Below are 12,453 nucleotides of genomic sequence, written 5' to 3'. Positions count from 1 at the left end.
GATGCTGTCTCGGCTGTCATGGACGCCACCGCACGAAATCAAGCGACCCGTCGCGCGCCCACGTCGAATCAATGTCGATCGGCGCCGTCACCTTGTTGATACCGTCGCTGCCATCCTGAAAACCGGAGATCCGACCCCGTTCGCCTTCGAGGCCACATGCCGGCACGCTCTGCGCTCAAAGCTATGTCTGGAGGGCTGGAAATGGCACGATGCCGACGCTCTGTCCGTCGAGATTGTAAGAACGGCGCTTAACCGCATCGGCGCTCGCCGCCCGACATGGGCAGAAGGCCAGCCAGAGTATGTGCAGAACGGCGCCGGGGCCCTAATCGAGCGCAGCCGTTGCGTTCGTTGCCACAAGCCGCTGCCGGAAGGCCACTTCAAGTTCTGCAGCTCTCTGTGCGGGCAGTCTCATCGCGAGATCATCGGGCGGCGCCACACCATGGCCGAGGATCGTTTAGTCGATACCATCGTGAACCCAAGGCGATATTCGCAATGGTTCTAAATCTGGACGATCTTCGCGGGCCGGAGTGCGAGTGGTGCGGCACATCTATTGAACACAAGCGGCCCGACGCACGACATTGCAGCCGCAAATGTACGACCGCTCACCGCGTCGAGATCAGGCGGCTTGCCAAGATCGATGAAAAGGCCACGAGGGCACCTTGCCCGGTTTGCCGCACGCCTATCCCTGCCGAGACGAACGGGAACCGCATCTATTGTTCATCACGGTGCAGGGGCAGGGCGGCATATAAGAAGCGCGTAGCCCGGCAACCGCATCCGAAAGCTTGCCAGCATTGCGGGACGTGGTTCAACGCCTACTATTCGCATCAGCGCTTTTGCAGCGGATGGTGCAAGGCGATGAAAGAACCGAGCGGTTTCGCTAGACGGGCAGGCTGACCCTATGATCGCCGAACGGCGTTCCCCGCGTGCTTGAAGAGATTTTCAACGGTCCACCGAAACTCGACCGTTACGGGATGGCCTTCATTCTCGACGTCGCCCTGATCGGCTCGCGCGGAAACCCGCTCAAACATGCTTGAGAGGTACTTTTCAGGATCTGGAGACCGGCGCGCGAGATCGCAGAGAATTTCATGCAAGATGTAATTCTGTGCAAGGTTGGCACCCTGCGCGCCCGCGACCGCTTCACCCATGCTCTTAAAGGTCGCCAGAAAATCATCGTCGTCACGCATCGCCAAACCCCCTTTTTCGTAAGTGTTGGGCGACTGTGGCACGAATTGCAGACGAAGCAAGCGCGGTCGCCTGCCGTACCTATGCCGTACCTTTTGGATTTCTGTACCTTTTCCGAACGAACCTAAGTCCTTGGAAAAGTTGGCTCCCCGGGCCGGATTCGAACCAGCGACCAACCGGTTAACAGCCGGTTGCTCTACCACTGAGCTACCGGGGAACGATGCTCGTGAGAACGAGCGTGCCTATAGCAAACAGTTTTTCGATTTGCAAAGCGCATCGTGTCGAAAACCGCATGAAAGTTGGATCGAACCGCGTGAAACTGCGTTACGATGCGGAACTTTCGCAGCGGATTTCAGGGCTTAGCCCCGAAACAGCCCCAATCTATCCTAGATGAATCGGATCATGACCCAGACCCTCGAGGACGCGCCGATGGCCGAGCCCGATTTCCAGCAGCGCATTTCCCTCTTCGGCCGGACGATCCCGCTGCCGCAGTCGCGCATGCTGCGGATATCGATCGGCATCTTGCTGGTCATCGGCGGCATTCTCGGTTTCCTGCCGATTCTCGGCTTCTGGATGATCCCGCTCGGCATCCTCGTTCTGTCCTATGAATTCGCCATGGTGCGCAGATGGCGGCGCCGATCGACCGTCTGGTGGGGCAGCCGCAACGGGAGGCGCGGGCGCGAACCGTGATTGTCCCAGCGGCAGGGGGAAACGGCAACTGGCCTGTTGACAGGCGGGCGGGCGCCAACCTAATGGAGCCCCAGGGCTCGACGCCCGGATGGCCTCGTGGCGGAGTGGTTACGCAGAGGACTGCAAATCCTTGCACCCCGGTTCGATTCCGGGCGAGGCCTCCACTGGTGCTCCACAGACGCGCCGCAAGGTGTCGGCATGGGGCGCCGCAGGCGAGGCGGCATTTAGCGCGGGCAGGGCGACCATGACTTCCGATTATGCAGTGCAGCGACGCAAGATGGTCGACGGCCAGTTGCGGACCACAGACGTCTCGGACATCGCCGTTCTCGATGCGATGTCGAGCGTCGCGCGCGAGGAATTCGTTCCCGGTCGGCGCAAGGCCCTCGCCTATATCGACGAAGATATCGAGATCGCGCCGGCCCGCAAGGATGCGGCTGCGCGCTATCTCATGGAACCTTCGCCCTTCGGCAAGCTGCTGCAGCTCGCCGAAATCCGGTCGAGCGACTTCATCCTCGATGTGGGGACGGGAACCGGCTATTCGGCCGCCATTCTGTCGCAGCTCGGCAGCTCGGTCATCGGCCTGGAAAGCGATCCGGACCTGGCCGCTTCCGCGACCGACACGCTCAGCCGCCTCGGCTTCGACAATGTCGCCGTCGTGGAAGGGCCGCTCGGCGAGGGATATCCGTCCGAGGCGCCGTTCGACGTCATCGTCATCGAAGGCGCCGTCGACGAGGTGCCTGCCTCGCTTCTCGACCAGTTGAAGGATGGCGGGCGTCTGGTGGCGGTGATTGGACAGGGCAATGCCGGCAAGGCGACCCTGTTTTTGAAGGAAAACGGCAATCTCGCGTCGCGTCGCGCCTTCAATTGCGCCATCCGGCCGCTTGCCGCCTTTCTCCAGCTGCCGTCGTTCCAGTTCTGAGTGTTCGATTTTGGGGCGCGTCCTGTTACCGATCTGCAACCTATCGGCAGGAATTATTCGCTATCGTCTAATGTGTGCTGCTGGCGTGCCGTGTCGAATCGGGTATGCCGGAGCGGTCATGCGCGGCTCCTAACCGTTTGCCGCGGAATGGCGCGCATGTTGAAGAGGGTGGTTTTTCGTGTCCACATTTCGTCGATTTCTGTTTTCCGCTGCTCTCGCATCCTCGGCACTGATCGCCGTCGCTCCGGCCCATTCGGAGACGATCCTCGGCGCGCTGGCCAAGGCGTATGAGAACAATGCCAGCCTGAATTCGGCGCGTGCCGGCGTTCGCGTCACCGACGAAACGGTGCCGATCGCCAAGTCCGGCTGGCGTCCGACCGTCGGCGGCAGCGGCCAGATCAACTACCAGACCCAGTCCGGCACCGATATCTTCACCGGTTCGTTCGGCGTCTCCATCCAGCAGTCGCTGTTCGATGGTTTCCAGACCACGAACAATGTGCGCTCGGCGGAAGCCAATGTGCGCGCGGCGCAGCAGAGCCTGCGCAACACCGAACAGAACATTCTGTTCAACGCCGCCAGTGCCTATATGGACATCATCCGCGATCGCCAGATCGCCTCGCTTCAGGAGCGCAACCTCGCCTTCCTCGGCGAGCAGGTCCGCGCGGCGAATTCCCGTTTCGAAGTCGGCGAGGGCACACGCACGGACGTCGCGCAGGCCGATGCCAGCCGGGCCGCCGCAATCGCGCAGCTTGCCGCCGCCCGCGCGCAGGTCCAGGCCAGCGGCGCGCTCTACCGGCAGATCGTGGGGCAGGACCCCTCGAACCTTTCGGCTGCGGGGCCGCTGACCAATCTCCTGCCTCCGAGCCTCGATGCGGCCTATACGCTTGCCGCCGCACAGCATCCCGCCATCCTTGCCACCCAGCATCTCGTCGATGCGGCCGGCTTCTCGGTCAAGTCCGCTGAAGGCGCCCTACTTCCTTCGGTGACGGCTTCGGCCGGCGTATCCTCGACCTATACCGACCGCCAGGTGTCGGGCCTGCCGGGCGTGGGCCTCTCGTCCGGTTCGGAAACGACGAATTCGGCCAATGTCGGCATCAACCTGACGATCCCGATCTATCAGGGCGGGCGCGTTTCGGGTCTGGTGCGCCAGTCGAAGGAGCAGCTCGGACAGGCGCGGATCGAAGTCGACGTGACGCGCGATCAGGTTCGCCAGGCCGTGACGGCCGCGTGGACGCAATATGTCGCGGCGCGTGAGGTGTCCTCCGCCAACCGCCAGCTCGCCTCGGCCGCACAGCTCGCGCTCAACGGCGTCAGCGAGGAGCGCAATGTCGGCCAGCGCACGACGCTCGACGTCCTCAATGCCCAGGCCGACGTCATCAACGCGCAGATCAATCTGGCGAGCTCCGAACGCGATGTCGTGGTGGCAAGCTACGCGATCCTGTCGGCAGCCGGGCGCCTGACGGCCTCCAATCTGGGCCTCGCCGTCACGATCCATCAGCCCGAAGAGCACTACGATGCCGTCAAGGACAAGTGGTACGGCACGCGTACGCCGGACGGCCGCTGACCTTTCCGTTTAGAATCAAAGCTGTGTAAAGCTTCGTGATCGGGCCCCGGGGGATTCTCTCTGCCGGGGCTTGTCGCTAATCTACCTGTGATTCGACGCCACAATATCTGGCGTGATCGGCGTGAAACGGCCGAAAGGCACGGGGCGAGCAATGGCACAGGCGTCTTCAGCACAGCGTGAACCCTCGATGGAGGAAATCCTTGCATCGATCCGGCGGATCATCGAGGACAGCGACACGGTCAAGAAGCCGTCGGCCTTCGATCGACGTGCGCCCTCGCGCCTTGAGGGCGATGAAGACGACGATCCGGCGTTCGAGCCTGCCAATTCCGATGTCGTCTCGTTCCTGCGTCCGGCCGATCTTGCCGAGCGGGAATCAGCGGATCGCGACCAGGCGGTAGCTGCGACATCGGCACCCTCCGACGAACCTGAAGTGCCGGAAGTTCAGGCCGATCCGGCGCCGATGACGGCCGGTAAGGAGGTTTTCGGCGAGACGGAAACATTCGAACTGCCCGACGACTTCGCCGCCGAGTTCGAGGAATTGCAGGCTGCGCTCGAGCAGGACGCGCATGCGCGGGACGATGCGGCCCATGAAGCGCCGCCCCCACCGGAGCCGATCGCCGAAGTCGGCAGTGCGCCCATTCTGTCCGAAAACACCGGCCGGCAGGTCGCGGCTTCGTTCGGGGAACTGACGGATGCCTTCGCAGCGAGCCGTCGCAAGAGCTTCGACGAGATGGCCGAGGACATGCTTCGGCCGATGCTGCAGGAATGGCTCGACGACAATCTGCCGACGCTGGTCGAGCGGTTGGTGCGCGAAGAAATCGAGCGCGTGGCACGCGGCGGGTCCCGCTAAGGGGCTCTCCTCGCAGTTGACTTGGCTTTGGCCTTCCGGTTTACCGTCCGCACGAAACGCCTGAACGAGCGGACAATTTCCCATGCTTGAGAAGACCTACGACGCCAAAGCCGTCGAGCCGAAGATCGCCAGCCTGTGGGAGGAGGAAGACGCCTTCCGCGCCGGCGCCGGCTCCAAACCGGGCGCCGAAGCCTTCACCATCGTCATTCCGCCGCCGAACGTGACCGGCTCGCTCCACATGGGGCACGCGCTCAACAACACGCTGCAGGACATTCTCGTCCGCTTCGAGCGCATGCGCGGCAAAAACGTCCTGTGGCAGCCGGGCATGGACCATGCCGGCATCGCGACGCAGATGGTCGTGGAGCGTCAGCTTGCCGAAAGCGGGCTGCAGCGCCGGGACATGGACCGCGACGAATTCGTTTCGCGCGTGTGGTCGTGGAAGGAGCAATCCGGCGGCTCCATCCTGCACCAGTTGAAGCGTCTCGGTGCATCGTGTGACTGGGCGCGCGAGCGCTTCACCATGGATGAGGGCCTGTCGAAGGCCGTCATCGAGGTCTTCGTCACGCTCTACAAGCAGGGGCTGATCTATCGCGGCAAGCGACTGGTCAACTGGGACCCGAAATTCGAGACCGCGATTTCCGACCTCGAAGTCGAGAACCGCGATGTCGACGGCCATATGTGGCATTTCAAATACCCGCTGGCCGGCGGCGAGACCTATGAATATGTCGAGAAGGACGCGGACGGGAACGTCGTCCTGCGCGAGACGCGCGACTACATCTCGATCGCCACGACGCGGCCGGAAACGATGCTGGGCGACGGCGCGGTGGCGGTCCATCCCGACGATGAGCGCTATGCGCCGATCGTCGGCAAATTGTGCGAGATTCCGGTCGGGCCGAAAGAGCACCGCCGCCTGATCCCGATCATCACCGACGAATACCCTGACCCGACCTTTGGTTCGGGCGCGGTGAAGATCACCGGCGCGCACGACTTCAACGACTATCAGGTCGCCAAGCGCAACGACATTCCGCTTTACCGGCTGATGGACCTGACGGCGTCGATGCGCGCCGACGGCGAGAACTATGCGACCTGCGCCGCGCAGGCCGCCGAGATCGTTCGTTCCGGCCGCCTGCCGGACGAGACGACGGTGGACGAGATCAACCTCGTTCCGGATGAATATCGCGGGCTCGACCGCTACGAAGCACGTGAGCGGATCGTCGCGCAGATAAACGCCGACGGCCTTGCCGTTATGACGAGCGACGCGGAGGGAAACGCCGTCCCGCTCGTCGACAGCCGCAAGGTCACGCAGCCTTTCGGCGACCGTTCGGGCGTCGTCATCGAGCCGATGCTGACGGACCAGTGGTTCGCCGACGCCAAGACGCTTGCCGAGCCCGCCATTGAGGCAGTTCGCGACGGCCGGACGAAGTTCGTCCCGAAGAACTGGGAAAAGACCTATTTCGACTGGATGGAGAACATCCAGCCCTGGTGCGTCTCGCGCCAGCTCTGGTGGGGTCACCAGATTCCGGCATGGTACGGACCGGACGGCACCGTCTTCGTCGAGAAGGACGAGGAACTGGCGCTGGAAGCGGCAATCCAGCATTACATCGCCCATGAGGGGCCGTGGAAGGCCTGGGTCGAGGACAAGCTGGAGAATTATCTGCCGGGCGATATCCTGACCCGCGACGAGGACGTGCTCGACACGTGGTTCTCCTCCGCGCTCTGGCCGTTCTCGACGCTCGGCTGGCCGGACAAGACGCCGGATCTCAAGACCTACTACCAGACCGACGTTCTGGTGACGGGCTTCGACATCATTTTCTTCTGGGTTGCCCGGATGATGATGATGGGTCTTCACTTCATGGATGAGGAACCGTTCCACACGGTCTACGTCCATGCGCTCGTTCGTGACAAGAACGGCGCCAAGATGTCGAAGTCGAAGGGCAACGTCATCGACCCGCTCGACCTGATCGAGGAATACGGCGCCGACGCGCTGCGCTTCACGCTCGCGATCATGGCCGCGCAGGGGCGCGACGTGCGCCTCGATCCGGCCCGCGTCGCCGGCTACCGGAATTTCGGAACCAAGCTCTGGAACGCGACGCGCTTCGCCGAAATGAACGGTGCGGCGCTCGATCCGGACTTTTCGCCGGACGATGCGAAGCTGACGGTCAACCGCTGGATTCTGACCGAACTTTCGCGCGCGACCGAGGCGGTCACCGACGGCATCACCTCCTACCGGTTCAACGAGGCGTCGGCGGCGGCCTACCGCTTCGTCTGGAACCAGGTCTGTGACTGGTATCTGGAACTCCTGAAGCCGGTCTTCATGGGCGAGGACGAGGCGGCGAAGGCGGAGAGCCAGAAGGTCGCGGCTTACGTCCTGTCGCAGACTTACAAGCTGCTCCACCCCTTCATGCCCTACATGACGGAAGAGCTCTGGGCGCATACGGCAGCGCGCGAAACGCTGCTCTGCCATGCCGACTGGCCGAAGCCGGATTTCGAGGATGCCGACGCTGCAGCCGAAATCAACTGGCTGATCGACATCGTCTCCGGCATCCGCTCGGTGCGGTCGGAAATGAACGTGCCTCCGGCCGCGATCGCGCCGCTGGTGATCGTCGGCGGCAATGCGGCCACGCGCGAGCGGATCGGCCGGCACGAGCCGGCGATCCGGCGCCTGGCGCGAGTCGGCGACATCGGCTTTGCTTCGGAAGCGCCGAAGGGCGCAGCGCAGATCGTCGTCGGCGAGGCGACGGCATGCCTGCCGCTCGGCGATCTGATCGACCTTCAGGCGGAAGCCGCCCGGCTTTCCAAGGAGATCACCAAGCTGAACGGCGAGGCGCAGCGGATCGAGAAGAAGCTTTCCAACGAAAAGTTCGTCGCCAACGCGCCGGACGAGATCGTTGCGGCGGAGCGCGAAAAGCTTGCCGAATTCAGGCAAGCCAAGACGAAGTTGGAAAGCGCCCTTGCGCGGGTTCGTGACGCTGCCTAGCTGACTGGCAAATAAAACGCGCGCGGCATCTTGTATGTCGCGCGCACTAGGCGCATTTTCTGCCTCGTCACACGGGCCGGGCCCCTCTGGCAGGCGAGGCGTCGCCTGCGATGTCGGACCGATCGACGACGCGCCGACGCAGCGCTACCCGAAAACCCAAAATCATGTTTGACCACGAGTGGCTCTGGCCCGGATTCCTGGCGTTCGTCGCCTTGGTGCTTTTCTTCGACCTCTTCGTCCTTCACCGCAAGGATCGAGTGATCACAACCCGCGAAGCGTTTCTGACGGTCGCGGGCTATGTTTCGCTGGCGATGCTGTTCGCCGCGAGCATCTTCTATTTCGAGGGCCGTCAGCGCGGCTCCGAGTTCCTGACCGGCTATCTCGTTGAGCAGGCATTGTCGCTCGACAACATCTTCGTCATCGCGCTCATCTTCTCCTACTTCAAGGTCCCGCCGGAAGCACAATATCGCGTGCTTTTCTACGGCATCGTCGGCGCCATCGTGATGCGCTTGTCGCTCATCGTGCCGGGCGTCCATCTCGTTGATCAGTTCTGGTGGGTCGGGGCGCTTCTCGGCGTCGTCCTGCTTTATTCCGGCTACAAGATGATGATGCATGACGGCGACATGGCCGATCCCGGCAACAGCCGCGTGGTCAAATGGCTGCGGTCCACAGGACGCGTGACCGACGAGTACGAGGGCTCGAAGTTCCTGACGCGCCGCAACGGCGTTTTGTTCATGACGCCGCTGTTCCTGGTGCTCGTGACGGTCGAGGTGACCGATCTCGTCTTCGCGATCGATTCCATCCCGGCCGTGCTGGCGATCTCCAACGACCCGTTCATCGTCTTCTCGTCGAACGTGTTCGCCATCCTCGGCCTGCGTGCTCTGTTCTTCGTACTTTCCGGCATGATGCGCGAGTTCCGCTTCCTCAAGCACGGTCTCTCGCTTGTGCTGATCTTCGTCGGCGCCAAGATGATCATCCAGCACTGGTACAAGCTGCCGTCGGAACTCTCGCTGAGCGTCGTTGCGGCCTTGATCCTGGGTTCAGTTCTACTGTCCTGGCTGATCAAGGAAGGCGAGGGCGAAGAGACGCCGGAACATCTGGCCGCAGTCGACCGGGCCAAACACGGCGAATAGCGCCAAACGTCGCTAATGAATCGTTATTGAAGCAGATCGCGCCCTTCGTGGCGCGATTTGTGTTTTTGGTGCAACACTCTGGCAACCCGTTCCGGGCTATAGAGAGGGCCGAGGAGGCTGCGCCCATTTCCCGCCATAAACCGGGCGCAGGCCAGATGCTGCATTTCCAAGGGCGCGTTCTCGCCCAACGGGAGAAAGCCGCCCGCCCGGGGCGGTTAGGAGCGAAATGGACGCCAAGGCAATCTCCAAGGCCAAGCTGCCCAGCCGACACGTGACCGTCGGTCCCGCACGCGCGCCGCACCGCTCGTTCCTTTACGCGATGGGCCTGTCGCCTGACGAAATCGCGCAGCCGCTGGTCGGCGTCGCTTCGTGCTGGAACGAGGCCGCGCCCTGCAATATCTCGCTGATGCGCCAGGCGCAGGTGGTCAAGAAGGGCGTAGCGGCCGCCAACGGCACGCCGCGCGAATTCTGCACCATCACCGTCACCGACGGCATCGCGATGGGCCATCAGGGCATGAAGGCCTCGCTCGTCTCGCGCGACGTGATCGCCGACTCGGTCGAACTGACCATGCGCGGTCATTCCTACGATGCGCTCGTCGGGCTCGCGGGATGCGACAAGTCGCTGCCGGGCATGATGATGGCGATGGTGCGCCTCAACGTGCCGTCGATCTTCATCTATGGCGGCTCGATCCTGCCCGGCACCTGGCGCGGGCGGCAGATCACCATCCAGGACGTCTTCGAAGCGGTCGGCCAGCATTCGGTCGGCGCGATTTCCGACGAGGACCTTCTGGAAGTCGAGCAGGCGGCGTGTCCGTCGGCAGGCGCCTGCGGCGCCCAGTTCACCGCCAACACGATGGCCACCGTCGCCGAGGCGATCGGGTTGGCGCTGCCCTATTCGTGCGGCGCACCGGCGCCCTACGAGATGCGTGACCGCTTCAATTACGCGTCCGGCGAAAAGGTCATGGAACTGATCGCCCGCAACATCCGACCGCGCGACATCGTCACGCTCAAAGCGCTGGAGAATGCGGCGGCAGTCGTGTCCGCGACCGGCGGTTCGACCAACGCCGCGCTGCACCTGCCGGCGATCGCGCATGAGGCAGGCATCGTGTTCGACCTTTTCGACGTCGCCCGCATCTTCGAGAACACGCCCTACATCGCCGACCTGAAGCCCGGCGGCCGCTATGTCGCCAAGGACATGTTCGAGGCTGGCGGCATCCCGCTCCTGATGAAGACCATGCTGGAGCATGGATACCTCCATGGCGACTGCCTTACGGTCACTGGCCGTACTGTTGCCGAAAACATGGAGCATGTTCGCTGGAACGACGCGCAGGACGTGGTGCGCCCGGCCAACAGGCCGATCACCGCGACCGGGGGCGTCGTCGGCCTGAAGGGCAATCTGGCTCCCGACGGCGCGATCGTGAAGGTGGCCGGCATGAGCAATCTCAAATTCACGGGTCCGGCGCGCTGCTTCGATTCGGAAGAGGAGTGCTTTGCGGCCGTCACCGACCGGACCTATCGCGAAGGCGAGGTTCTGGTCATCCGCTATGAGGGACCCAAGGGTGGTCCTGGCATGCGCGAGATGCTGTCGACGACTGCCGCGCTCTACGGGCAGGGGATGGGCGACAAGGTCGCTCTGATCACCGACGGTCGATTTTCGGGTGCGACGCGCGGCTTTTGCATCGGCCATGTCGGTCCCGAGGCTGCGGTCGGCGGTCCGATCGGGCTTTTGCGCGATGGCGACATGATCACGATCGACGCCATGACGGGAGAATTGTCGGTGGCGCTGGGCGATGCCGAACTCGCCGATCGCCGCAAGGACTGGACATCGCGCCAGACGGATTATCAGTCCGGCGTGATCTGGAAATATGCGCAGACCGTCGGGTCGGCGCGCGAGGGAGCCGTCACCCATCCGGGCGGCGCCAGAGAAACGCATTGCTATGCTGATATCTGATTTGGTCAGGGCCGGGCTGGTTGCCGTATCGCTTGCCGGAAGCATTCTCGGCAGCGTGACGACGGCGTTTGCGCTCGACGAGCAGGTTCTGGCCGAGCAGGGCGCCGGCGAAAAGCGCAGCCCCTGGGCCGTGTTCCGCTTCGGCTTTTCCGCCTACAAGAATGGCGACAAGGACGAGGCTGCCGAGGCCTACCGTTATGCGGCCGAGAACGGCCAGTTGGGCGCCCAGTGGAAACTCGCGCGCATGTATGCGCAGGGCGACGGCGTTACCCAGAACGACTATGAGGCGTTCCGTTTCTACCAGGAGATCGTCCAGCAAGAGGTCGAGCCCGGCAGCCCCGACGATTCGTATGTCGCCGACGCGCTCGTCGCGCTGGCCGGCTATCTGAAGCGCGGCATTCCCGGCTCGCCGGTCGCGGCCAATCCGGTCGCAGCGCAGGAATACTACATGCGCGCGGCGGCAAGCTACCGCCATCCGGATGCGCAATACGAGATCGGCCGCATGTTCCTGGGCGGGGAGGGGTTCAAGCCCAACGTCCAGCAGGCAGCGCGCTGGCTGCAGCTTGCTGCGGAAAAGGGCCATGCCGGCGCCGAGGCGACGCTCGGCAATCTCCTGTTCCAGAGTGGTCGCGTTGTACGCGGCCTTGCGATGATGACGGCGGCACTGCATCGCGCCTCGCCCGCCGATCAGATCTGGATACGCAACATGCAAGAAGAGGCTTTCGCGCTGGCGCCCGAAGCCGACCGCCGCACCGCCATCGCCCTTGCCGAAGACATACTGGCGCAGGGCACGAACTAACCCTATCTGACCGGCTTCACATCGGGGCGCGATGGCCAGCCCGGCCATTGCCGAGGCAACAAAGCACTTGTGTTTTGATCCTGCACTCGCTAATCGCCCCGCATCCTTTTAACCCAAACCGCACACATCGCGCCCAAGGGAAGACTGATTATGGCGAAAGGTAAATTCGAGCGTAACAAGCCGCATGTGAACATTGGCACGATCGGCCACGTCGATCACGGCAAGACGTCGCTGACGGCGGCGATCACGAAGTTCTTCGGCGAGTTCAAGGCGTATGACCAGATCGACGCCGCTCCGGAAGAGAAGGCCCGCGGCATCACGATCTCGACGGCGCATGTCGAGTACGAGACGGAAGCCCGCCACTACGCCCACGTCGACTGCCCCGGCC

11 protein-coding genes and 2 tRNA genes are annotated in these 12,453 nt (G+C 63.2%); 11 read left to right on the top strand and 2 right to left on the bottom strand.

Annotated elements, in window-relative coordinates; translation table 11 throughout:
- Nucleotide 1: 1 nt before the first annotated feature.
- Nucleotides 2–502 carry a hypothetical protein gene (locus ACT6QU_RS15490; protein WP_444564227.1) on the top strand — a complete coding sequence of 167 codons (501 nt, stop codon included), beginning with the start codon at nucleotides 2–4 and terminating at the stop codon, nucleotides 500–502.
- Nucleotides 503–896: 394 nt separating this feature from the next.
- Here ACT6QU_RS15490 and ACT6QU_RS15485 read toward each other — a convergent pair whose 3' ends face one another.
- Together ACT6QU_RS15485 and ACT6QU_RS15480 are read right to left on the bottom strand one after the other, a co-directional pair.
- Nucleotides 897–1,184 (bottom strand): hypothetical protein, encoded by a 288-nt coding sequence (locus ACT6QU_RS15485; RefSeq protein ID WP_444564228.1) that lies wholly within the window; start codon nucleotides 1,182–1,184, stop codon nucleotides 897–899.
- A gap of 140 nt (nucleotides 1,185–1,324) precedes the next feature.
- Nucleotides 1,325–1,399, bottom strand: a tRNA-Asn gene (locus ACT6QU_RS15480).
- Between the two features lie 185 nt (nucleotides 1,400–1,584).
- Between ACT6QU_RS15480 and ACT6QU_RS15475 the strand changes: the two genes are divergently transcribed.
- The 10 genes from ACT6QU_RS15475 to ACT6QU_RS15430 all read left to right on the top strand — a co-directional run.
- Nucleotides 1,585–1,872, top strand: a complete 288-nt coding sequence (locus ACT6QU_RS15475) for a PGPGW domain-containing protein (protein WP_024585401.1) — start codon at nucleotides 1,585–1,587, stop codon at nucleotides 1,870–1,872.
- Nucleotides 1,873–1,962: 90 nt separating this feature from the next.
- Nucleotides 1,963–2,036 (top strand) — tRNA-Cys (locus ACT6QU_RS15470).
- A gap of 80 nt (nucleotides 2,037–2,116) precedes the next feature.
- Nucleotides 2,117–2,791, top strand: coding sequence for a protein-L-isoaspartate O-methyltransferase family protein (locus tag ACT6QU_RS15465; protein WP_444564229.1), 675 nt, complete (start codon nucleotides 2,117–2,119; stop codon nucleotides 2,789–2,791).
- 178 nt (nucleotides 2,792–2,969) lie between these two features.
- Nucleotides 2,970–4,355 carry a TolC family outer membrane protein gene (locus ACT6QU_RS15460; protein WP_444564230.1) on the top strand — a complete coding sequence of 462 codons (1,386 nt, stop codon included), beginning with the start codon at nucleotides 2,970–2,972 and terminating at the stop codon, nucleotides 4,353–4,355.
- A gap of 151 nt (nucleotides 4,356–4,506) precedes the next feature.
- Nucleotides 4,507–5,205 carry a PopZ family protein gene (locus ACT6QU_RS15455; RefSeq protein ID WP_444564231.1) on the top strand — a complete coding sequence of 233 codons (699 nt, stop codon included), beginning with the start codon at nucleotides 4,507–4,509 and terminating at the stop codon, nucleotides 5,203–5,205.
- Nucleotides 5,206–5,287: 82 nt separating this feature from the next.
- Nucleotides 5,288–8,182, top strand: coding sequence for a valine--tRNA ligase (locus tag ACT6QU_RS15450; protein ID WP_444564232.1), 2,895 nt, complete (start codon nucleotides 5,288–5,290; stop codon nucleotides 8,180–8,182).
- A 164-nt stretch (nucleotides 8,183–8,346) separates the two neighbouring features.
- Nucleotides 8,347–9,315, top strand: a complete 969-nt coding sequence (locus ACT6QU_RS15445) for a TerC family protein (RefSeq protein WP_444564233.1) — start codon at nucleotides 8,347–8,349, stop codon at nucleotides 9,313–9,315.
- Nucleotides 9,316–9,541: 226 nt separating this feature from the next.
- On the top strand, nucleotides 9,542–11,266 hold the full coding sequence (gene ilvD / locus ACT6QU_RS15440; RefSeq protein ID WP_444564234.1) for a dihydroxy-acid dehydratase: 1,725 nt from the start codon (nucleotides 9,542–9,544) through the stop codon (nucleotides 11,264–11,266).
- Entirely contained in the window at nucleotides 11,253–12,065 is an 813-nt protein-coding gene (locus ACT6QU_RS15435; RefSeq protein WP_444564235.1) for a tetratricopeptide repeat protein, read from the top strand. The genes ilvD and ACT6QU_RS15435 overlap by 14 nt, the downstream gene beginning before the upstream one ends.
- A gap of 150 nt (nucleotides 12,066–12,215) precedes the next feature.
- The coding region (locus tag ACT6QU_RS15430; protein WP_444564236.1) for a GTP-binding protein at nucleotides 12,216–12,453 on the top strand (238 nt) is incomplete at its 3' end.

Source organism: Aliihoeflea sp., assembly GCF_052435475.1.
Lineage (GTDB): Bacteria > Pseudomonadota > Alphaproteobacteria > Rhizobiales > Rhizobiaceae > Aliihoeflea.
This window is presented reverse-complemented; position numbering and strand designations above follow the sequence as displayed.